This window comes from Rhodospirillales bacterium (genome assembly GCA_016712595.1).
Taxonomy (GTDB): Bacteria; Pseudomonadota; Alphaproteobacteria; order Rhodospirillales; family Defluviicoccaceae; genus Defluviicoccus.
Window position 1 is genome coordinate 614,171 of record JADJQT010000001.1, and the last position, 20,242, is coordinate 634,412.

Genomic DNA, 20,242 nt, shown 5'->3' on the forward strand with positions numbered 1-20,242 from the left:
ATATGTCTGATCGCACGATACGAAATGAGGGCCTCGTCGCCCGCTCATGGCCCTTTGTCGAGGCGCGCGCACTTCTTGACCGACATCGCGACGGCGCAGGCAATAAGGAATACGTGCTGTTCGAGACGGGATATGGGCCCTCAGGCTTGCCGCATATCGGCACGTTTGGCGAAGTGGTGCGCACGACAATGGTGCGTCGCGCTTTCTCGCTACTTTCGGACATCCCGACGCGGCTTTTCGCATTCTCAGACGATATGGACGCATTGCGCAAGGTGCCGGATAACGTTCCGAACCAAGGGATGCTGCGCGAATTCCTTGGCCGTCCGCTTACAGACATTCCTGATCCATTTGGTACGCACACGAGTTTCGGCGAGCACAACAATGCACGCCTGCGCGCTTTTCTCGATCAGTTCGGATTCGAATATGAATTCATGAGTGCCACAGCGTGCTATCGCGGCGGCCATTTTGACGCGGCTCTTCGCTTGGCACTACAACACTATGACCAAATTATGGATGTTATTCTGCCGACACTGGGCGCCGAGCGTCGTGCAACCTACAGTCCGTTCTTGCCGATTTCGGTCAAAAACGGATGCGTCCTCCAGGTTCCGGTTATCGCTCGCGACGTAGATGCCGGAACGATCGTTTACCGAGACGAGTCTGGTAAGGCCGTTGAAACGCCGGTCACCGGTGGGTGTTGCAAGTTGCAATGGAAGGCCGACTGGGCGATGCGATGGACGGCGCTCGGCGTCGACTATGAGATGGCGGGCAAGGATCTGATCGACTCCGTCCGTTTGTCGAGTCGAATTTGTTCGCTGATGGGTGGTCGTCCACCTCACAACTTTATCTATGAACTTTTTCTCGATGAGAACGGAGAAAAGATATCTAAGTCGCGAGGAAATGGGTTGGCCGTAGAGGATTGGTTAAAATACTCCCCAGCTGAGAGCCTGTCCTATTTTATGTTTCAAAAACCTAAGTCAGCTAAGCGACTTTATTTTGGAATTATCCCAAAGTCTGTCGATGATTATAGAGATCATTTGCGCCGCTATGAGGGGCAAGCGCCAGCCGCGCGTCTCGATAATCCTGTCTGGCACATTCACGCGGGTGACCCACCGCATGCCGACATTGACCTCAGTTTCGCGGCTCTGCTCAACCTGGTTGGTGTTTGCCACAGTGAAGATAAGCTCGTGATCTGGCATTTTGTATCACGCTCTTGGCCAGCGGCAACGCCACAAACCGCCCCAATGGTGGACCGCCTGATCGAATACGCCATCGCGTTCTACCGTGATTTTGTCAAGCCGGCCCAATGCTATCGGCGACCGACTCTCGACGAGACACAAGCCCTCGAGGACTTGGCGAATGAGTTGAGCGCGATCGATGGCGCGACTGACGCGGGAAGCCTTCAGTCACTGGTTTTTGAGATAGGCAAGCGGCATGCTTGCTTTTCGGATCTCAAGGCGTGGTTTCGAGCGCTCTACGAGATTTTACTCGGCCAGTCGGAAGGCCCACGCATTGGCTCGTTCATCGCTCTCTATGGAGTTGCAGAGACCATATCACTCGTCCGATCCGCGATCGCCGGGCAGAACCTGAAGGACGACGATACATAAAGGGCGCGCGGTTCGCCCTTTGCTTTTCTCGGATCATGGTTAAGCGCTGGTTATTGACTCGCCCAGACGATGCGGGCGATCCAATCAACATCTTCCGCCGCCAGCCATCGATCGGGGTGTTCGGTATTAAGCGAGCTTAATTCGACCTTATAGGCGGTGCGCCGACGAAGCGCCTTGGCCATTACCTCTCCCTCACGGGACCTTAAGACAACGCGGTCGCCGCGACGCAATTCGGCGCTAGGCGAGACGATAATCATGTCGCCATCGCGATAGACTGGCTCCATGCTATCCCCGCTAATTTCCAGCGCGTACGCGTGTGGGTCGCCCACATTTAGAAACGGAATTTCTTCCCAGCTTCCACCTGACGGATATCCGGCATCGTCGAAATAGCCGGCTGTTCCAGCCTGGGCGAAGCCGATTACGGGGATATTCTGGTAGGCAGTAGCTCCACCGCTTTCGCCGATTTGGGAAACAAAATCCGCCAAACTCGCATTTGTCGCTGAAAGGATCTTCGAGATACTTTCGGTGCTCGGCCACCGCTCCTTTCCGTCACGCGATTTTCGCTTGCTTTTGTTGAAAGTGGTGGGGTCGAGTCCCGCGCGACGGGCAAGCCCGGACGGGGACAGCTCGTTCTTACGAGCGAGTCGGTCAATAGCGTTCCAGATGTCTGAATGCCTGAGCATGGGAACATGGTCCCTCATCTCGAACGATCGTGCAGTAGGAACATATTGCTAGAAATTATTGACTAAGGACAATTATCCGATTATGTTGCGGAGTTCTTATAATGTTCCATCGGAGATTGCCGTGTCAGCTCCGCGCTACATCCCTAAAAGGTCGGCCGAAGTGCCTGCAGCCGAATTCTCCACCGCGGAGGAAGCATGGTTCTGGTTTGTTCGCTGCCAGTTGGTCCGCCGCGAGGGAGCGCAACTCGGGGGCGGGGGAGGGTCGTTTCAACGTCCCTGCGATCCTGATGACGTCTATCGCATTGCTATGAAGCTGTCTCGTAAGGGAGTCATCGGGAAGGAGCATCTTTGCGTTCTCGGAACCTTTGGCTTGACTGGAAGACCGCCCGACGCGCGCTGCGCCAATGAAGCCCAGGCATCGCGGTTGTGGAATGAAGCTCTTGATCGGTTGTCAACGGTCCTGCGCGAAAAGGGTATCATCGCATGAGAAGGAGTGTAAGTATCCATCCGCCAGGCAAATTGGAAATTAATGCGGGAAACATATTTTTAACAAAATATTTAAACACCATAGACGGCGAAAATAAAAATTTCGTGAACGCTATTGTAGTATTTTCTGATGATACGGAATTGTTTTTTTTGAAATGGTTTCGTCGTGGATTCCGGCATTGCTTTGTTGCTGTATGTATTGATGATTGCTGGATTATTTATGATCCTCTATCTCATCAAACGCATTTTAGTCTTGTAAAAGGGATTGGCTGCAAGGAGCTTGCAAGCTAGTATCGCCAGTTTGGTCTGCATGTGGTGTACACGTGGATCCGCCAGGCACCTATACGCCTCGCACCTATCCGTCCTCTAACTTGCGTCGAGGCAGTCAAACGCGTCCTCGGTCTGCGTGGTCCCTGGATCTTGACGCCATGGCAACTTTACCGTGTCCTCGAAGAGGATGCTGGCCGGAAAGTAGCGCTTGACAGGAACAACAGAGTAGGTATATATACCTATCTGCGAACGCCATTCGTGCGTTTTTACCGCATCCTCGCAACCGAATTCAGGAGGGTCCCACGCATGGGTGGGCTGATCAAGGCGGCAACGCCGCCTAAGGTGCAATCGGTTGCAACGAGCACCGCGGTCGATACCGCAAGTGAAGAACGTCAGCGACGTCTCGATGCTCTGGAACGGGCGCGGGCCGGACGGGCCGGAACGATTACGACGTCACCGCGCGGCATGCTCGTGACTGCGGAATGGGTTCCGCAGCGCAAGTCCCTCCTCGGAGAATAAACGTGACCGACCTGACACCACAAAACGCATGGTCGCGTTACCAGCGCGCGCGAGAACGACGTTCGGTCTGGGAGGGCTTGTGGCAGGAGTGCTACGACTTCGCGCTGCCGTCTCGTGATACTGCAATATCCAGCAGCACCGCCGGAGCGCGGCGTTGGGACCGGATCTTTGACGGGACTGCGCCTGATGCCGTAGATCAGCTTGCTGCCAGCATGATGGCGAACCTCACCCCGCCTTGGGCGCGCTGGTTCGGTTTTGCCGCCGGCCCGGACATCAATGCGGAGGAGCGCGCCGCAGTTGGGGCCGGGCTTGAACGCACGAACAGCGTAATGCAGTCGCACTTCGACCGTTCAAATTTTGCTGTCGAGATGCACCAGTGTTATCTCGATCTGGTGACCGCCGGAACGGCTTCTTTGCTTTTTGAAGAGGCGGCCTCTGGCGATGCATCGGCCTTTCGCTTCACCGCAGTTCCGCTGTCGCAGATCGTTCTAGAGGAAGGTCCGACGGGACGTCTGGACGTGAGTTTCCGTCGGAACGATTTTACCGTGGCGCAATTATTGGCGCGCTTTCCTGCGGCACGGGGCATAGCGCAACTGGTCAAGAAGGATCGCTCTGGGGACGCTGATGTGCGGGTGTCCGTGCTCGAAGCTGTCGTTCCCGATGGCGGAGTCTACAGTTACCTTGCCGTTACCGAGTCCGACATTGCCGGTACCGGCGAGCCTACGGTTCTGGCGCAAGGTCGCTTTTCCTCATCACCGTTCATTAATTTCCGCTGGCTGAAAGCGCCGGGGGAAATTTATGGGCGATCCCCCGTGATGAAGGCGCTGCCGGACATTAAAACGGCGAACAAAGTCGTTGAGCTCGTATTGAAGAACGCATCGATTGCGGTCACCGGCATCTGGCAGGCCGACGACGACGGTGTGATCAATCCGGCGACAATAAAGCTCGTTCCCGGCACGATTATTCCCAAAGCAGTCGGATCCGCAGGCTTGACTCCGCTCGCAACGCCAGGCCGTTTCGACGTCTCTGAACTCGTTCTCGATCAGTTGCGGGAGCGCATCCGCAAAGCCCTATTCGTTGATTTTCTTGGCCAAGTGAACGGTCCGAAAATGACGGCGACGGAGGTTCTGGAGCGAGCCGCGCAGATGGCTCGTGTGCTCGGAGCCACGTACGGGCGTCTGCAGACAGAGTTGCTCTCGCCACTGGTCTCGCGCGGACGCAGCATACTTGCGCGTCGGGGCGAAATTCCAGACTTGCCGCTAGATCATCGTATCGTCGCCCTGGAATATAAATCACCGCAGGCACGCTTTCAGGCGCAGCAGGACGTACAGAACACGCTGATCTGGCTTGACTCGGTCCGCTCCCTTGGCGACGTGGCCATAAGTGCCGTGGATCTGGCGGCGACGACGCGCTGGCTTGGCCGCACTCTCGGCGTACCCGGAGAACTGATGCGCGACGTTCCAGTGGGCGAACCTCCTGTCGCCGAGATCGGCCGGACGGCGAGCCATGAGGGTGGGAACAACCCGGGTCTGCCGACGACAGAGGACATCGCGGCCCTGCTCTCTCGAGTCTTGAGATGACGACCACCACCAATGATTGGACGTGGTTCGAGCCGTTATCCATGAGCGGGGATGATCTCGCCGCGCATCAAGATGCTTCGCCGAGCGTCAGCGTGTCGTTTGCCCGGTGCTTCGGAACCCCCGATGGAGAACGTGTTCTCGGCTACTTACGCCGATTAACGCTTGACCGTTCCCTTGGCCCGAACGCGCCCGACCAGCTTTTGCGTCACATAGAAGGTCAAAGGCAATTGGTTGTCCACATCCTCGGGCTCGTTGCCAAGGGCATGAGCAATGAATAATCAGCGCTCCCTCACCGCAAGCCCATTCGTTTCGCTAAACAACGGAGAGCTAAGATGACCGAGAACCTGCTTGAATCCAGCTTGGCGGATGCGCCCAATCCAGGCGGCTCCGACTCGCAGGTAACCGCGCAAGCGGCCGCTGCACGCGGCGATCGTCCAGCGGGGCTTCCCGACAAGTTCTGGGACGATAAATCAGGTCAGGTTCGAATTGACGCACTCATAAAGTCATACCTGGAACTTGAACGTAAATTAGGTACTCTTGGTAATCGAGAAATCCCGCTCGGTCCGGACAATTATAAGTTAATCGTCAAAAATGACCTTATGAGTTCTGATGCCGATATCAATAAGCGGCTTCATGCTGCTGGATTTACCCAGGACCAAGCACAGCTCGTTTACGACCTTGCCTCCGAACGCATGATGCCGATGATTGCGGAACTCGCCTCGATGTTCGAGGCGGAGAACCAAATCGATCATCTCGTTCAGCACTTCGGCGGCGAGGAGCGGTGGCGAGAGGTTGCGCGTCAACTTGACGCCTGGGGTCGCTCGCGTTTGCCCGCACGCGTATTCGAGGCGCTCTCGACGACCTTCGAAGGCGTCATCGCCATGCAACGCATGATGGAGGGCGAAGAGCCGGGCCTCACGCGCGATGGCCAGGGCGGCGACGGGATGGTGACTGAAGCAGGGCTGAAGCAATTGATGCGCGATCCTCGTTACTGGCGTCAACAGGACCCTGCCGTCGTTGAGAAGGTCAGGGACGGTTTTCGGCGTCTCTATCAACAGAAGGCATAAGCGCCCTTTTTACATGTGCTGTGCCGCTTGGGGGACGTCAGTTTCCTCGGCCAGCGCTCCGCATTGATCTGAGCGGTACGGCGTTACGTCTCCTTCAGATCAAAGTGTTCTATCCGCGTCTCTTCGAAAATGGACAACCTGCTGCGGACGACGCCCGCGGCGAGGCCCTTCGAAACGCGCCCCGCCGGCGGAAAGTCCACAACCGGCCGTTTGTTCAACCGTCAATCTTCAATGAGCGCAACAGGAGCGCAAACGGATGTCGACATCGGTCGAACTGTCGTTCGTAAAAAATTTTGAAGCCGAAGTTCATCTCCAATATCAGCAGATGGGATCAAAACTGCGGAACACCGTAAGGATCAAAAATAGTGTCATTGGAGCAACAACGACATTTCAGAAAGTCGGTAAAGGTACGGCGTCGACGAAGGCGCGGCACGGCAAGGTGCCGGTAATGAATGTCGATCACGTTCCGGTCGAATGCACGCTACAGGACTACTATGCTGGCGACTGGGTCGATCAGCTCGATGAGCTGAAGACGAATATTAACGAACAGCAGGTCGTCGCCAAGGCAGGCGCATACGCACTGGGCCGTAAGACGGATGATCTGATCATCAGTCAGCTTGCCTCTTCCGCCCAGTTCGCCGGTGCTGACACGGACGGTCTGACCAAGGCTAAAGTCCTTACCGCATTCGAGATGCTTGGCGCGGCCGATGTGCCGGACGATGGCCAGCGGTTTGCCGTCGTTGGCTGGAAGCAGTGGAGCGATCTGCTCAACATCGAAGAATTCGGCAATGCCGATTACATTGGCGATGATGAATTGCCGTGGAAGGGTACGCAGGCGAAGCGTTGGCTTGGTGCCATGTGGTTACCGCACTCCGGTCTTCCGAAGACAGGTTCCGTTCGCAAGTGTTTCTGGTTCCACAAGACGGCCGTGGGACACGCGATCGGTGCCGATGTGAAAACCGACATCACTTGGCACGGTGACCGAGCCGCGCATTTCGTCAACAACATGATGAGCCAGGGCGCCTGCCTGATCGACGTGACAGGTATCGTCACGATGCGCTGTCTCGAGAGCTAAGGGGGGAAAGATCAATGGCGTACAATCCACACAATCTCAGTGTTCTCGCTTACGCCAACGGCTTTACGCTTTGGCATTACGTGACAACGGATACAGCAACCACGGCAGATACAGTGGGGTATTTCAATTCCGCTGCAGATATGCTGCGTGTTGGTGACATGATTATGGCAAATGTTGATACCGCCGGGACGCCTGGCGCGGGCATCTTTCTCGTCAATTCAAATTCCGGCGGCATCGTCGATATTGCCAACATTACGCCGGTCGGCACGGCCGATACCGACTGACCTTCGTTTTTTCTCCTGTTTTCGGCGGCCCTGCAGATGAGCTCTGCGGTGCCGCCGACGCACTTTGCCGGCAGGACGGCGACGTGTCGTCATTTGGTTGATTTCATCCGCGCTCAGAGGCGCGGGCGCTCACCAGGAGGTCTCGTGAATGGCCCTTTCTGCGATCGGATTGTGCTCCCGCGCACTGCTCAAGATTGGCGCACAGACCATCACCTCGTTCGACGAGGGAACGATGGAAGCCGAAGTGGCCGCCAGTCTTTATCCGCCGGTACGCGATGCCGTGCTATCGGCGCATCCGTGGAATTTCGCCATAGTTCAAACCGTACTCGCAAAGCTCTCCGACGTGCCGATCGCGGATTATGCGAACGCGTTTCAACTGCCAAGCGAATGCATTCGCGTGCTTTCAGCCGGCACCGGAGGCCGTGGCCAGGGGATTCGCTATCGTGTTTCACGCCGACAACTTCACGCTGACGAGGACGACGTTGTCCTTACCTATATCTATCGCCCTGACGAGGCAGATTTTCCGCCGTTTTTCGACATCGCATTGATCGCTCAGCTAGCAGCGGAATTCTGTATTCCGCTGACCGATAGCACTAGCCGCTGGGACAACCTGCAGAAGCTTGCCGAAGCCGAGCTCCGGCGCGCCAAACTGATCGATGCACAAGAGGATACCCCCTCGGCAATTGAAGATTTTACCCTGCTCGAAGGACGGCAGTAATGAGTCGGATTCGCTCGGTTAAGACGAGCTTTGCTGGTGGTGAAATTGGCCCGGAGCTGCTTGGTCGCGGCGATTTGCGCGCATACGACAATGGCGCGGCAAAGCTGCGCAACGTCTTCATTCATCCGACGGGTGGACTTGCCCGACGCGATGGACTGCGTTACGTCGACATGGCATTTGGCCCCGGGCGTCTCGTCTCGTTCGAGTTCAACACAGAACAAGTCTATCTTTTAATATTTAGTGATCGTCGCGTTGATGTCTACCGCGACGGTCAGCAAATGACCGCTTTTGATGCTCCATGGACATTTGAACAACTGTCTCAGATTTATTGGACACAGAGCGCAGACACGTTGCTCGTCGTGCATCCTGACGTTCCTCCGAAAAAGATTACGCGAACGAGCGATACGGCCTGGGATATTGCCAACTGGACATTCCAGTCGAAGGATAGCCGAATTTACGCTCCGCATAACAAGTTTGCCGCGCCCGCAGTAACTATGAAAGCGAGCGGTACGAGCGGGAACGTCACCTTGACTGCTTCTGCGGCGACGTTTGTCGCGGCACACGTCGGTGTGCGAATGAGAATCGAAGATAAAGAGCTTGAGATTCTGAGTGTTACCTCACCAATTCAGGCGCAGGCTTCGGTAAAGGAAACACTCGCGAGTACAACGGCGACTGAAGACTGGTCTGAACAAGCATTCTCACCTGTCCATGGGTGGCCGACTTGCGTCTGTTTCCATCAAGATCGGCTCGTCATCGGAGGCTCCAGAGATCTGCCAAATCGCCTATTACTTTCAAAATCTGGAGATTTATTTAATTTTGATCTTGGTGATGGGCTTGATGACGAGGCAATAGACTTCGCCATTCTCTCCGATCAGGTTAACGCGATCCGCCACGTATTTTCCGGGCGGCACCTACAAATATTTACCTCAGGCGCCGAGTGGATGGTAACCGGCGAGCCGTTGACACCCACGAGCATCCAGCTCTTCCGTCAGACGCGTGTCGGATCGCCAATTGATCGCACCGTTCCTGTGCGAGACATCGATGGCGCCACCATATTCGTGCCGCGCTCCGGCCCGCAGCTTCGCGAATTCCTTTTCGCGGATACTGAGCAAGCCTATCAGGCGGCGGACCTCGCGATGCTGGCGCATCATCTCGTCGATCGTCCGGTTGATATGGCTTACGACCTAGCGCGTCGCTTGCTGCACATCGTCATGACCAATGGTTCGATGGCGACGCTGACTGCCTATCGCGACGAAGAGGTGAGCGCCTGGACGTTGCAACAGACCGTCGGGCGCTTCCTTTCGGTCGCCACTGTCGGTGAAACGACCTACGTGCTCGTCGAGCGCGACGCCGGCATCTCAATTGAGGCCTTTGACGATACGCTACAGGTCGACTGCGGTCTCTCTGGCACGGCGGCGGCTGCCAAAACGGTTTGGACGGGGGCTGGACACCTCGAAGGTCAGGTCGTCGCTGTTGTCGCCGATGGTGCCGTCTTGCCCGATCTGATCGTCGAGAGCGGCGCAGTGACCTTGCCTGAACCGGCGAAAGCGGTCCAGATAGGTCTTGCCTTCACCCATATTGTCGAGCCGCTGCCACCGGCCACTCAGACGATCGCCAATGGACAATGGAGCCGGTTGCGTCCCGTGTCTCTAACGTTCCGCGTCTGGGAAACGAGCGCCCTTTACCTCGATACCGGCCAAGGCGCCGTGCATGTTCCGTTCAGGCGGTTTGGCGCCAATATCCTTGATACCCCGCCGCCGCCGTTCAGCGGTGATGTCAGTATTCGCACCCTCGGCTGGCGCGAAGGGGGGCTGCAGCCCTTATGGCGGATTGAACAAAACACGCCGCTACCGTTTTCACTTCTGTCGGTTTCGACCGAACTCGGTGTGAACTGATGATACGCGGTAAATACCTTGTTTTGTATGGAGTATGATCGCATGGGAGGAATGTTGCCCACCGCCGCGATGAGTGTCATGCAGATGGGCCTCGAATCGGCCCAGCAGGGCGCTGCGAGTGCTCAAGCCCAGGCTGAAGCCGACGCACAAGTCCAACAAATTCGTCAGACTCAGCAGATTGACTCTCAGCAGAGACGCGATCAACTCCGCCGCGCACTCGCGACACAACGCGCCCGGTTTGGGGCCCAAGGAATCACAGGTGGTGCTTCCTCGCAGGCCGTGCTGTCGGGTATCGAAGCGGACGCCGCTCAGGAAGAGGCAGATTCTCAGGCTTTGAGCAACCTGAGAATCGGAAAAATTCAGCAAGACGCTGACTGGCAGCGGCGACGCAATCTTCTCGACGCGTCTTCGCCAACGTATCGTTCGGCATTTTCCCTTGTTCAACGCGGCCTTCGCTCCGTGCCGTTGCTCGATAGCCGCGAGTAGAGCCAAGGCGATGGGTGCAGGCCCCGAAGGTTTGCCATTTGACCAAGAGGCGCATGGCAACCGACCGAGGAACGGGCAATGAACGAGAACAGTAAGCCGTGGTACCTTTCGAAGGGATTCGTCGGGCCGCTGGTCACTGCGATCCTCTTTTCCTTGCGTAATCTCGGTATTGTCGATGTCGATGCGGATACGGCACTGGGTGTGATCTACCAGTTCGCCGAGTTCTCAGGTGTGATCACGGCGATGGCCGGACGTGCATTGGCCCAAAAGCGGCTGACCTTGGGAGTTGACATAAAGGCCATGTCATTTCGTGAAGCATCGGCGACAAAATCGGCGGTGAAGGAGCAGTCCGCGCCCGAAACACCTTAAGCCATTGCGATAGGCACCCTATACGCGCGCGCGTTTGGATCGCAGCAATCGAAAGCGCATCAAGAAAACAATGACGCCAACGCACAGCAGGGAGGCCGGATAATGACCGTCGGGCAAAGGCGAACCGACGACACGGCGGGTGTTCTTCCTCCGCAGGAGGGGCTCGCTAACCTACGATCCGAACTATTATTAACTCTGCCGCGTCTGCTCAACCGCGCAATGCAGGGCTACAGCCGGTTTGCAGCGGGTTGTCCTCCCGATGATCCAAAGGGATTTGTTGCCTATCAAGCTGGTTGTCGGGCGGCGCTTTCTCACGTCCAGCTTCTTGTCAAGTTGGCACACTGGGCTCGAGCGAATGGGCTCGACGAACCGCCCGAATTTGATGCCGATCGCCTTGATGGCCTAATCCGCGAGGCTGAGGACGCGCTGAGAAACGAAACGATCGACGACCAGTGACGGGATCGTCCTCGCTCATCTGATGCGCGATGGTTCATTCCATCATCGATCTGTTCAACGCATCAACCCCTACTATGAGAGTTTGTCATGATCGGTGTCATTTGCCGCGCTCGCTCGCGAGCGCGGGGCATTTTCCGTGTGCGTATGTCATTAGGAAAAAAAGAAAACCGTGGCGAGTCCGCACTCGATCTAAGTTGCTCATCCGCGCGCGTCCCGCGCGCTTCATACGTCGCAAATACAGTCCTTTTTGCGCTCTTGCCCGTGCTCGCCAACTGCAGCTACATCGAAAAAGTTCGGACCATTACTGATACGGCGGTTGGCGTATCACAGCGCGCAACGATCGAAACTCTCGTCCAGGCGAACATCGAACGGCAGCGCGTACGTCGCGCTCGGTGCTTTAGTCCATTGATTACTCCAGCAACCCTGAGCGGGGCTGCGGTCGATCAGCGTCTCGGTTCCGCCTGGATCGACGAATTGCTGCGGGATTGCCCCGACTTCGCCGCGTTTCTCTCAGAGTTGACGTTCCGACGGGCGGTATCAGCCGGGATTCTGGCGCCGTCCGCCGTGCCTACGGTTGTGGGGCAGACGAATGCTCTCACGGCGACAACCGATACCCCATGACGAAAAAAATGGCGTCGCTAGAGTAAAGAGGGCTTGGCTGAACAATGATAGACGTTGGTTTCGCGGAGTTCGTATGGATCTGGAACAAACGTCAAAATCAGAATACTCCAAAGCTGCACTTGGAAATCGCCCGTTGGCTTGCCGAGCGGTGGCACGATGGTGATCGTGAGCTTCTTTTGCTCGCGTTTCGAAACTCCGGAAAATCAAGCCTTGTCGGCCTCTTCTGCGCGTGGCTGTTGCATCGAAATCCGGCACTTCGCATCCTTGTGTTTGCTGGCGACTTCGCGCTGGCAAAGAAAATGGTGCGTAACGTCAAGCGCATCGTTGAGCGTCATCCCCTGACAGTGGCTTTGAAGCCAGCACACTCCGAGCATTGGGCATCCGATCAGTTTACTGTGCGTCGACGTGTAGAGCTGCGTGATCCATCTATGCTGGCTAAGGGAGTTTCTGCAAACATAACTGGCCTGCGAGCAGACGTCGTCATATGCGACGACGTCGAGGTTCCAAATACATGCGATTCATCACTAAAACGTACAGAATTGCGCAATCGACTGCATGAACTAGAATATGTTCTTGTTCCAGGTGGATTACAGCTATTTGTTGGAACGCCGCATACATATTACTCTATTTATTCGAGATGTGCCCACTCTGATCTTGGTGAGCTGCGGCCGGTTCTCGATGGATTTCAAAGGCTCGAGCTTCCATTGTTCGATGAATGCCAGCAAAGCCGTTGGCCGGAGCGCTTTACCGCCGAGCGCATCGAAGCAATCCGCAGGCGGACTGGTCCGGCAAAGTTCGAGAGCCAGATGTTGCTACGTCCTCGAAGCGTGACCGAGGGCCGCCTGAACGCAGACCACTTGGGCGTTTATGACGATGAGTTATGTTACACCGAAGGCAATCAGGAGGCGATGCTAACGCTGCAGGGACGACGACTCGTCTCCGCCTCGTGCTGGTGGGACCCTTCGTACGGGTCACCCTTTAAGGGCGACGCCAGCGTCATTGCCGCCGTGTTCGTTGATGATCGAGGGAGTTACTGGCTCCATCGAATTCGCTATCTGCAGCATGATCCTCGACAGTTGGAGGATGTTGACGAAGCGACGCAGCTTTGTCGTCAGGTTGCTGAATTTGTCCGTGCCCTCCATCTGCCAGCAATTGCGCTCGAGACCAACGGTCTCGGACGGTTCCTTCCTGGGTTGCTGCGTAACGAATTGCGGGTCAGCGGCCTTGCCTGTGCAGTCGTAGAGAAGTGCACGACGCGGAACAAAGACCTGCGGATCGTTGACGCGTTCGACGCCGTGCTAGCGGCGAGTCGCCTCTCTGCGCATCGGAGCGTGTGGTCGAGTCCCTTTATCGAAGAGATGCGTGAGTGGTCGCCTGGGCGGCGAGGGCGAGACGATGGCCTTGATGCCGTTGCCGGTTGCCTTGCCAGTGAGCCTGTGCGCTTGCCGCGGTCCCAGACCAACACACAGCCAGCCTTTCGTAATTGGCGACCTGGAATTGCTGGCGTGCACAGCGAGCGGGCCGACTTCGATCTTTGAGAAGGCCGCTTTGGGGCGAGTGCCGCCAGCGCTGGATAACCGCACGCACCGTCGTATCAATCGACAAAACTCGTGGAGACCTACCGTGGACGCTGGAACTGAATTGCTCGCGGGCGACGACGGCGTTCGTGAAGCCATACGTTTGCTTGCGCACTTTTTGTACGCTGAAGCTGGTGGCGAATCTGTTCGCGCGCGCGAGGCTCTTGCGGCGACGATCTCCAATCAGGTCGACCAACTGCTCGGATCAAGCGGAGACGAACTTCGTGGACCCTGGCGAGTCGAGGCTTTGAGAGGGCTTGCCTTCGTGCACTGTCTCGACCGTCTCGGGGCGACCGCGGGCGTTCAATCACATGATGACGATGCTGTCTTCGCGTCTTGCCGGCGAATAGCGAGGCGTGCGCTTAGCGGTGCCCTGCGCGATCCGACGTGTGGAGCGACGCGGTTTCACGCGATTGGTATCAGTCCGGCCTGGTCACGATCGTTGAACCCACGAGCTTGGATCGGATCCTTCCTTTTCTACTCTGAGGAGGAGGCGGAGGGAGGTCAAGATGACGACGGGGCCGAGCCTCGAGTAACGACGGATTGCGAATCGGCTTGACGTTGCCTGAAGTCGAAGGCAAACGGCGAGAGATGGCGACGATAGTGCTCATTTCCGTCAAGATCTCAAAATCTTGTGGAAAACTCAATATATTGTGGACAGCGCGCATATAATTCGCAAGAATGTGGGCTATCACCAGGGCGTTAGCGCGAACGACGTTCGCCGAAGAACTCTGGATATCCCTAATTTCTCTGGACGCAGGTACTGGCAGAGAGATGTCGACCGCCGACTGGACGCCCGAACGGATTGCCGCACTGATTGCTTTGTGGAACGAGGAGCTTCCCACGAGCGAAATCGGTCGCCGGCTTAGCATCACTAAGAATGCGGTGATCGGAAAAGTGCATCGTCTCGGACTGCCGCAACGCCGGCCAAATTTGAAGGATGAGCCGACGCCCGCGGATGTTGTCCGCCTCGACATGCTGAACGCCAGCATGTGCAGTTGGCCAGTTGGCAATCCCGGTGAATCCGACTTCCATTTTTGTGGTGAGCCGGCGGCTTCAGGCAAGCCTTACTGTGCGAAGCACTGCGCCGTCGCCTATATCCGGACGAATCGTGACCGTGGTGGGGCGTCTTCGGTTGCCTGATCACAAGCTTGGCCATCGCCCTCGTCCCTGCTTCCGCGGAATTGCGGCGCCAGCGTATAGTCAACCTTCCCGTCGGAGATAATCATCCTAGGTCCGGCGTGAAGGAGGGTTGATGAGCTTCGTCGAAAGGCTTCAGGCGTGTGCCGTGTTTGACCCGGCAGGATATCTGCCGTTCTCGATTGAGGGGGCGGATGTCGGGCTGATGCGGCCGGAATTTGCTGCTCATCTGGCGGAATTTCCCGCGGTTTTCGATGTCGATGCCGATTTCGTTCGGCTGCAGCCGGCTCTTGATCATCCGGACGTTCGAACACAGGCAGTGGATGATGTGCTCCGCCTGCTGGCGACACGGGGCGTGCTGAGCGGTTGGCGGGAAGAGGTCTATCCGGTTGCGCCAAGGCCGGAGATGCGGCCGCTCATGACTCTGGAGCGAGCCGCCGTGCCATTATTTGGCGTCTGGGCGTCGGGAGTGCATATCAACGGTTTCGTACGCGACGGATCAGAACTACTGATGTGGGTCGGCAGACGTAGCCCGGATAAGCAGACGGCGCCGAATAAGCTTGACCAAATTGTCGCTGGGGGCCGCTCAGCCGCGTACAGTATTTTCGAGACAGTTATCAAGGAAAGCGAGGAGGAAGCCGGGATTGAAACGGGACTCATTCGCTACGCACGTCCCGTTGGGGCTTTATCATACTGTACAGAGCGGCCAGAAGGTCTGCGCCGGGACGTCCTTTATCTGTTTGATCTTGAGCTTCCCCCAGACTTTGTTCCGGTAAATCGCGATGGCGAAATTGCCGAGTTTATGCTGTGGCCTGTCGATCGTGTCCGTGAAATGGTTCGCGATACGGAGGCCTTCAAATTCAACTGCGCGCTCGTCGTGATTGATTTTCTTATCCGACATGGGGTGCTTTCGCCGGACGATGAAGCCGACTATCTGGCCATCGTTCACGGCCTGCACGCCCCTCGCTGATCTGATCTCGCTCCGTGGGGCGGTCGGTGGTTCTCCTCGCCACGGCCAGTCTTTTCCGTTACGTATGCCGCCGTAAACGACGGCGCAGGACAGGGAAACGACATGGCTAGCGATCGGCTGCTAAATGGTCCGTCGGTGCCACCGATCGGCGGCGGCACCGCAAAGCAACTCATTGTTCTGCTTCACGGTGTTGGCGCCGATGGCAAGGATCTCATTAGTCTTGCGGGGTATTTGCAATCAGTTCTACCGCAAGCATACGTGGTTGCGCCGAACGCGCCGTTCCCATTTGATATGGCTCCTTTTGGGTATATGTGGTTCAGCCTTGGAGACATGCGTCCCGATACGCGGATGAACGGAGTGCGCGCCGCCGCACCGATGCTAAATGCCTTCCTTGATGCCGAACTTTCTCGACATCAGCTGAAAGACGCGAACCTCGTCTTGCTCGGCTTTTCGCAAGGAGCAATGATGGCCTTGCATGTCGGCCTGAGACGCGCCCGGCCGATCGCCGGCATTATCGCGCATTCCGGAATGCTGGTTGCCGACCAGCGTTTCTCCAGCGAAATCACCTGTCGACCGCCGGTGATGCTGACACACGGCGCCGCCGATGAAGTTTTACCCGCGGCCTGCCTTCCCGCCGCGGAGGCGGGTCTCAAGGCGGCGGGAATCACTGTTGAATCTCACCTCGTGCCGGGTTTGGGACACGGCATCGACGAGACGACGCTGCGGTTTGACCTCGCGTTTCTAGCGCGCGTTTTCGCTGCGACAGCCTGAGCTACTGGCAGGTCTGAGAATTGCGCGGCAATTCACCAAAGATTCACGCACCTGGGATTTGGCGTTTGGCCACTCCTTGTTGTACGCTGCGCGCGCTCCAGCGGGTGAGAGAGCGATCTTATGGGCACCCAAGATTATCCAGCCCTTGTCCTCAATGCGGATTTCCGCCCGCTTAGCTATTTTCCGTTGTCCTTGTGGTCGTGGCAGGAAGCGGTGAAGGCCGTTTTCCTCAGACGCGTCAATGTCTTGTCTGAGTACGATCGCGCCGTGCGATCGCCGACGAAGGAGATGCGCCTGCCGAGCGTGATCGTCCTTAAGCAGTATATTCCTGTCGCGCGCCGGCCAGCGTTCACGCGCTTCAACGTTTTCCTGCGTGACAGTTTCGCCTGTCAATATTGCGGCCTGTCACTGCCGACGGAGCGATTGACATTCGATCATGTAATCCCCCGCGTGCGTGGCGGACGCACGGAATGGACGAATGTGCTGACCGCCTGCGAGCCCTGCAACCTGAAGAAGGGCCACCGTCTCCCGCGGGACTGCGGTATTTGGCCACTGCATCCGCCGCACGAACCGAGCACGTACGAATTGCAGGAAAACGGCCGTGCATTCCCACCTAACTACTTACACGAGAGCTGGCGCGATTACCTCTATTGGGATACCGAGCTCGAAAGTTGAGCACCGACCTAGGGGACCTGTGCGCGGGTGGCGCTGGATTTACCGGTATGTCTCTGATCCGATGTGGCTGCCGTGCTTTTGGAGGGAGCGATGCCCCTGAAGTGGACCCCGAATTTGGGACCAGGGGCTTGATTGGAGCGGGGTCGGCTCCGTCGTGGTAGACGGAGATGATGATGAAGAAGCCGAGACGGAAGCTCGATGCGGCGCTGAAGGCGAAGATCGCCCTGGAGGCGCTGCGGGAGCAGGCGACGGTGACGGGCTTGGCGGTGCGTTATGAGGTTCATCCGAACCAGAGCTATGCCTGGAAGAAGCAGCTCTTGGACACCGCGGCGCCGGCCTTCGATCCGGGCGTCGGCATCGACGCGGACGAGGCGCGCGAGCGGGAGATCGAGACGCCGCACGCCAAGATCGGGCAGCTGACGGTCGAGCGGGATTTTTTTAGCCAGGAGGTCGGGCGTGTACCGGCCAGCGCCGGCGAACGACGACGCCGATCTGGCGCTGATGCTACGGATCGACGGGCTGTTCACCGCTTGGCCGTTCCTCGGCTCGCGGCGGATGACGGGGATGCTGCGGGCGGAAGGTCTCTCGGTCAACCGCAAGCGGGTGCAGCGGCTGATGCGGCGGATGGGGATCGTAGCCCTGGGGCCGAAGCCGCGGACGACCAAGCCGGCGCCGGGGCACAAGATCTTCCCATATCTGCTGCGCGACCTGGTGATCGACCGGCCGAACCAGGTGTGGGCGGCGGATATCACCTACATCCCGATCGGCCGTGGCTTCCTCTACCTGGTGGCGATCATCGACTGGGTGAGCCGGGCGGTACTGGCCTGGCGGCTGTCGAACACGATGGACGTCGCGTTCTGCGGCGACGCCCTCGACGAGGCGCTGGCGCGCTTCGGCCGGCGCGATATCTTCGATACCGACCAGGGCAGCCAGTCCATCAGCGCCGCCTTCACCGGCCGGCTGGCGAGCGCCGACATTCCGGATCTCGATGGACGGCCGATGGATGCAACGTCTTCATCGAACGGCTGTGGCGGTCGCTGAAGGACGAGGACGTCTATCTGAAGGGCTACGCCGACGGCCGCGATGCACGTGACGGGATCGCCGCGTGGATCGGCTTCTACAACACCCGCCGGCCGCATCGGGCGCTGGCCGGCCGGACCCCGATGGCGGTGTGGCGCGATGGCATCCACGGCTCCCTGCCCGGCAACGCCGTGGACATGACGCTGCGCTTGGACGACGCTGCCGCGTCGCCCACATGCCCACCGCGACAACAGCAACAAACGCCTTGCGTGGCGTGATCGACAAGGACAGAGCCGGCCAGCCTTCCAATCAGGAACGATGCTCCAGTGATCCCACCAAAGGGGTCCATCTCATTACCTTGGTCAGGCGATGCTCGATCCCGTTCCTCGGCAACGCATGCCGAACAGGCGCGTCATGCAGCGGCCGACTTCTCAGTTCAGCAGCGAAGCACGATAAAGCTCGGCGTTGCCTGCGACCGTGGCCCGATGCATGCGACGAACATACTGCCCGGTATCGAAAGCCGTGCCCTTGTGGTTAACGGCGAGGTTGTCCCACATGACGAGATCGCCGTTGAGCCACTGATGAGCGTAGACGAAGCGCGCGTCTGCTGCATGCGCGAACAGTTCGTGCAACAACGCATTGCCTTCGGCGCTAGGTAGTCCGACGATGCCGGTCGCATAACCGGGATTGATATACAGCGCTCGGCGACCGGTGCGGGGATTGCGGCGCACGAGCGGATGGTGAACGTCGGGAAAGAGCGCGCGGCGGGTTTCGGTCAGCTCGGGCTGGGTTGGATCACGGTCGCGCAGCGCTTCATAATATTCGGAAAAACTGTGAACGGCATGCAGTGTCTGGATCCGCGCGCGCATATCCGCCGATAGTGCGTCATAGGCGGCATACATGTTGGCGAACAGTGTATCGGCCCCTTGCGGCGGGCACTCGACGCCGTACAGCAGCGAGCCGATGGCCGGATACGGCAAAAATGACTGATCGGAGTGCCACAGCCGCCCAACCGACGGATCGCCTATCGGTCGCCCGTTCTCTTCGACGTTGCCGATGATGTAGATCTCCGGCTTGCCGCGCATCTGATACTGCTTTTGCGCCACCTCTTGCAGCGCGCCGAAACGACGGGCGAAGGTTAGATGCGAATCGGCATCGAGGCGCTGAGCGCGAAACAGCAGTATACCATACGTATCAAGCGCGCTCCTCAAATGCGCGATTGCCGCGTCGCTGGCTGGACGGGATGTGTCTAGATCCACGACCTCCGCTCCCAGCGCGGCCGACAGGGGCCGCAGCATGATGTCGCTGAGGGGCTTTTCTGCGAGATTGATGTCCATGTGCGAGCCTCGTGTTCCGTTGCGGCGCGTGGAAGTCGAATTGCCACTATCAGAACATGTAGGATCGGCGCCAGCCTTCCAGCGTGTTTGCAACGTGTTGTCACATAATGTGATGCGGGTGCAGAGCTCGAGTCGCGCCTGTTTAGCGTAAAAGGCGCTCTATGGTTCTGTCGGGCAGCATGTCGATGCCCGGGAAGACATCAATCCCCAGCGCCCGCTTGCCGGTGTAAAGGATGGCGGCGGTACCGGCGGCGAACGTCAACAGGAACAGCACCACGATGATCGCGGAGGCAAGCGCTCCGAGTGGGCGCACGATTTGCTCCAGCAGCGATCGTTCAATCGTTCGCCGTTCACGCCCGGCGAGGAAAACGACGTACCACGAACGGTGTCCAAGGGGCACGGAAAGCCGCACGTCGATGGCGTGCACACCGCGCGCGCGCGCGGAGAACGCGCGCTTGATCGCATCAAGCTGTGGCGCATCGAAACTCGCCGCGACTTCTGCCGAAATGCGGGAAAAAAACGTATTGATGAACGGATCTTCGCTATCGCCACGCATCCGGCTCGCCTTTCGCTCGCGGGATCGGTTGCTCGCCGCATCACCCGGACCACGAGGCTAGCAGAAAACGGTTAATTTTCCCC

At 57.9% G+C, this 20,242-nt stretch carries 23 protein-coding genes and 1 pseudogene; 21 read left to right on the plus strand and 3 right to left on the minus strand.

Going from position 1 to position 20,242, the window contains the following annotated elements:
- The first annotated feature begins 2 nt into the window (after positions 1–2).
- The gene (locus tag IPK66_02715) at positions 3–1,604 is read left to right on the plus strand and encodes a lysine--tRNA ligase (protein MBK8174222.1); all 1,602 of its coding nucleotides are present in this window, start codon (positions 3–5) and stop codon (positions 1,602–1,604) included.
- A gap of 50 nt (positions 1,605–1,654) precedes the next feature.
- Here IPK66_02715 and IPK66_02720 read toward each other — a convergent pair whose 3' ends face one another.
- On the minus strand, positions 1,655–2,287 hold the full coding sequence (locus IPK66_02720; GenBank protein MBK8174223.1) for a helix-turn-helix transcriptional regulator: 633 nt from the start codon (positions 2,285–2,287) through the stop codon (positions 1,655–1,657).
- Positions 2,288–2,770: 483 nt separating this feature from the next.
- Here IPK66_02720 and IPK66_02725 point away from each other — a divergent pair, with 483 nt between their 5' ends.
- From IPK66_02725 to IPK66_02820, 20 genes and pseudogenes are all read left to right on the plus strand, one after another.
- Positions 2,771–3,064, plus strand: coding sequence for a hypothetical protein (locus IPK66_02725; protein ID MBK8174224.1), 294 nt, complete (start codon positions 2,771–2,773; stop codon positions 3,062–3,064).
- A gap of 285 nt (positions 3,065–3,349) precedes the next feature.
- Positions 3,350–3,562 (plus strand): hypothetical protein, encoded by a 213-nt coding sequence (locus IPK66_02730; GenBank protein ID MBK8174225.1) that lies wholly within the window; start codon positions 3,350–3,352, stop codon positions 3,560–3,562.
- Positions 3,526–5,142: a head-tail connector protein gene (locus tag IPK66_02735; GenBank protein MBK8174226.1), complete on the plus strand. Its 1,617-nt coding sequence runs from the start codon at positions 3,526–3,528 to the stop codon at positions 5,140–5,142. Before IPK66_02730 ends, IPK66_02735 begins: the two co-directional genes overlap by 37 nt.
- Positions 5,139–5,420, plus strand: coding sequence for a hypothetical protein (locus IPK66_02740; protein MBK8174227.1), 282 nt, complete (start codon positions 5,139–5,141; stop codon positions 5,418–5,420). The genes IPK66_02735 and IPK66_02740 overlap by 4 nt, the downstream gene beginning before the upstream one ends.
- Before the next feature lie 54 nt (positions 5,421–5,474).
- Positions 5,475–6,209 carry a hypothetical protein gene (locus IPK66_02745; GenBank protein MBK8174228.1) on the plus strand — a complete coding sequence of 245 codons (735 nt, stop codon included), beginning with the start codon at positions 5,475–5,477 and terminating at the stop codon, positions 6,207–6,209.
- A gap of 256 nt (positions 6,210–6,465) precedes the next feature.
- Positions 6,466–7,284 carry a hypothetical protein gene (locus IPK66_02750; GenBank protein ID MBK8174229.1) on the plus strand — a complete coding sequence of 273 codons (819 nt, stop codon included), beginning with the start codon at positions 6,466–6,468 and terminating at the stop codon, positions 7,282–7,284.
- Positions 7,285–7,298: 14 nt separating this feature from the next.
- The gene (locus IPK66_02755; GenBank protein MBK8174230.1) at positions 7,299–7,568 is read left to right on the plus strand and encodes a hypothetical protein; all 270 of its coding nucleotides are present in this window, start codon (positions 7,299–7,301) and stop codon (positions 7,566–7,568) included.
- A 148-nt stretch (positions 7,569–7,716) separates the two neighbouring features.
- The gene (locus IPK66_02760) at positions 7,717–8,286 is read left to right on the plus strand and encodes a hypothetical protein (protein MBK8174231.1); all 570 of its coding nucleotides are present in this window, start codon (positions 7,717–7,719) and stop codon (positions 8,284–8,286) included.
- Positions 8,286–10,181 carry a hypothetical protein gene (locus IPK66_02765; GenBank protein MBK8174232.1) on the plus strand — a complete coding sequence of 632 codons (1,896 nt, stop codon included), beginning with the start codon at positions 8,286–8,288 and terminating at the stop codon, positions 10,179–10,181. Before IPK66_02760 ends, IPK66_02765 begins: the two co-directional genes overlap by 1 nt.
- A gap of 42 nt (positions 10,182–10,223) precedes the next feature.
- The gene (locus tag IPK66_02770; protein MBK8174233.1) at positions 10,224–10,667 is read left to right on the plus strand and encodes a hypothetical protein; all 444 of its coding nucleotides are present in this window, start codon (positions 10,224–10,226) and stop codon (positions 10,665–10,667) included.
- A 78-nt stretch (positions 10,668–10,745) separates the two neighbouring features.
- Complete coding sequence (locus IPK66_02775) at positions 10,746–11,036, plus strand: hypothetical protein (protein MBK8174234.1); 291 nt, start codon at positions 10,746–10,748, stop codon at positions 11,034–11,036.
- A 102-nt stretch (positions 11,037–11,138) separates the two neighbouring features.
- Positions 11,139–11,492, plus strand: a complete 354-nt coding sequence (locus tag IPK66_02780) for a hypothetical protein (protein MBK8174235.1) — start codon at positions 11,139–11,141, stop codon at positions 11,490–11,492.
- A gap of 87 nt (positions 11,493–11,579) precedes the next feature.
- Positions 11,580–12,113 (plus strand): hypothetical protein, encoded by a 534-nt coding sequence (locus tag IPK66_02785; protein MBK8174236.1) that lies wholly within the window; start codon positions 11,580–11,582, stop codon positions 12,111–12,113.
- A gap of 44 nt (positions 12,114–12,157) precedes the next feature.
- Positions 12,158–13,651 carry a phage terminase large subunit gene (terL, locus tag IPK66_02790; protein ID MBK8174237.1) on the plus strand — a complete coding sequence of 498 codons (1,494 nt, stop codon included), beginning with the start codon at positions 12,158–12,160 and terminating at the stop codon, positions 13,649–13,651.
- An 85-nt stretch (positions 13,652–13,736) separates the two neighbouring features.
- Positions 13,737–14,249, plus strand: a complete 513-nt coding sequence (locus tag IPK66_02795; GenBank protein ID MBK8174238.1) for a cell wall hydrolase — start codon at positions 13,737–13,739, stop codon at positions 14,247–14,249.
- A 215-nt stretch (positions 14,250–14,464) separates the two neighbouring features.
- Positions 14,465–14,833 (plus strand): global cell cycle regulator GcrA-like protein, encoded by a 369-nt coding sequence (locus IPK66_02800; GenBank protein ID MBK8174239.1) that lies wholly within the window; start codon positions 14,465–14,467, stop codon positions 14,831–14,833.
- A 112-nt stretch (positions 14,834–14,945) separates the two neighbouring features.
- Positions 14,946–15,800: a DUF4743 domain-containing protein gene (locus IPK66_02805; protein ID MBK8174240.1), complete on the plus strand. Its 855-nt coding sequence runs from the start codon at positions 14,946–14,948 to the stop codon at positions 15,798–15,800.
- 102 nt (positions 15,801–15,902) lie between these two features.
- Entirely contained in the window at positions 15,903–16,571 is a 669-nt protein-coding gene (locus IPK66_02810; GenBank protein ID MBK8174241.1) for a dienelactone hydrolase family protein, read from the plus strand.
- 120 nt (positions 16,572–16,691) lie between these two features.
- Positions 16,692–17,246: an HNH endonuclease gene (locus tag IPK66_02815; protein ID MBK8174242.1), complete on the plus strand. Its 555-nt coding sequence runs from the start codon at positions 16,692–16,694 to the stop codon at positions 17,244–17,246.
- Between the two features lie 170 nt (positions 17,247–17,416).
- Positions 17,417–18,409 (plus strand): annotated as a pseudogene (locus IPK66_02820) (IS3 family transposase).
- A 288-nt stretch (positions 18,410–18,697) separates the two neighbouring features.
- Here the strand turns inward: IPK66_02820 and IPK66_02825 are convergent.
- Together IPK66_02825 and IPK66_02830 are read right to left on the minus strand one after the other, a co-directional pair.
- Entirely contained in the window at positions 18,698–19,603 is a 906-nt protein-coding gene (locus tag IPK66_02825) for a TauD/TfdA family dioxygenase (protein MBK8174243.1), read from the minus strand.
- A gap of 142 nt (positions 19,604–19,745) precedes the next feature.
- Positions 19,746–20,159, minus strand: a complete 414-nt coding sequence (locus tag IPK66_02830) for a 3-phosphoshikimate 1-carboxyvinyltransferase (protein ID MBK8174244.1) — start codon at positions 20,157–20,159, stop codon at positions 19,746–19,748.
- Positions 20,160–20,242 lie beyond the last annotated feature (83 nt).

Excerpts from the sequence above, each read along its gene's own strand:
- IPK66_02715 (MBK8174222.1), top strand. The coding sequence starts at position 3 with ATGTCTGATCGCACGATACGAAATGAGGGCCTCGTCGCCCGCTCATGG.
- IPK66_02720 (MBK8174223.1), bottom strand. The coding sequence starts at position 2,287 with ATGCTCAGGCATTCAGACATCTGGAACGCTATTGACCGACTCGCTCGT.
- IPK66_02725 (MBK8174224.1), top strand. The coding sequence starts at position 2,771 with ATGAGAAGGAGTGTAAGTATCCATCCGCCAGGCAAATTGGAAATTAAT.
- IPK66_02730 (MBK8174225.1), top strand. The coding sequence starts at position 3,350 with ATGGGTGGGCTGATCAAGGCGGCAACGCCGCCTAAGGTGCAATCGGTT.
- IPK66_02735 (MBK8174226.1), top strand. The coding sequence starts at position 3,526 with ATGGGTTCCGCAGCGCAAGTCCCTCCTCGGAGAATAAACGTGACCGAC.
- IPK66_02740 (MBK8174227.1), top strand. The coding sequence starts at position 5,139 with ATGACGACCACCACCAATGATTGGACGTGGTTCGAGCCGTTATCCATG.
- IPK66_02745 (MBK8174228.1), top strand. The coding sequence starts at position 5,475 with ATGACCGAGAACCTGCTTGAATCCAGCTTGGCGGATGCGCCCAATCCA.
- IPK66_02750 (MBK8174229.1), top strand. The coding sequence starts at position 6,466 with ATGTCGACATCGGTCGAACTGTCGTTCGTAAAAAATTTTGAAGCCGAA.
- IPK66_02755 (MBK8174230.1), top strand. The coding sequence starts at position 7,299 with ATGGCGTACAATCCACACAATCTCAGTGTTCTCGCTTACGCCAACGGC.
- IPK66_02760 (MBK8174231.1), top strand. The coding sequence starts at position 7,717 with ATGGCCCTTTCTGCGATCGGATTGTGCTCCCGCGCACTGCTCAAGATT.
- IPK66_02765 (MBK8174232.1), top strand. The coding sequence starts at position 8,286 with ATGAGTCGGATTCGCTCGGTTAAGACGAGCTTTGCTGGTGGTGAAATT.
- IPK66_02770 (MBK8174233.1), top strand. The coding sequence starts at position 10,224 with ATGGGAGGAATGTTGCCCACCGCCGCGATGAGTGTCATGCAGATGGGC.
- IPK66_02775 (MBK8174234.1), top strand. The coding sequence starts at position 10,746 with ATGAACGAGAACAGTAAGCCGTGGTACCTTTCGAAGGGATTCGTCGGG.
- IPK66_02780 (MBK8174235.1), top strand. The coding sequence starts at position 11,139 with ATGACCGTCGGGCAAAGGCGAACCGACGACACGGCGGGTGTTCTTCCT.
- IPK66_02785 (MBK8174236.1), top strand. The coding sequence starts at position 11,580 with ATGATCGGTGTCATTTGCCGCGCTCGCTCGCGAGCGCGGGGCATTTTC.
- terL (MBK8174237.1), top strand. The coding sequence starts at position 12,158 with ATGATAGACGTTGGTTTCGCGGAGTTCGTATGGATCTGGAACAAACGT.
- IPK66_02800 (MBK8174239.1), top strand. The coding sequence starts at position 14,465 with ATGTCGACCGCCGACTGGACGCCCGAACGGATTGCCGCACTGATTGCT.
- IPK66_02805 (MBK8174240.1), top strand. The coding sequence starts at position 14,946 with ATGAGCTTCGTCGAAAGGCTTCAGGCGTGTGCCGTGTTTGACCCGGCA.
- IPK66_02810 (MBK8174241.1), top strand. The coding sequence starts at position 15,903 with ATGGCTAGCGATCGGCTGCTAAATGGTCCGTCGGTGCCACCGATCGGC.
- IPK66_02815 (MBK8174242.1), top strand. The coding sequence starts at position 16,692 with ATGGGCACCCAAGATTATCCAGCCCTTGTCCTCAATGCGGATTTCCGC.
- IPK66_02825 (MBK8174243.1), bottom strand. The coding sequence starts at position 19,603 with ATGGACATCAATCTCGCAGAAAAGCCCCTCAGCGACATCATGCTGCGG.
- IPK66_02830 (MBK8174244.1), bottom strand. The coding sequence starts at position 20,159 with ATGCGTGGCGATAGCGAAGATCCGTTCATCAATACGTTTTTTTCCCGC.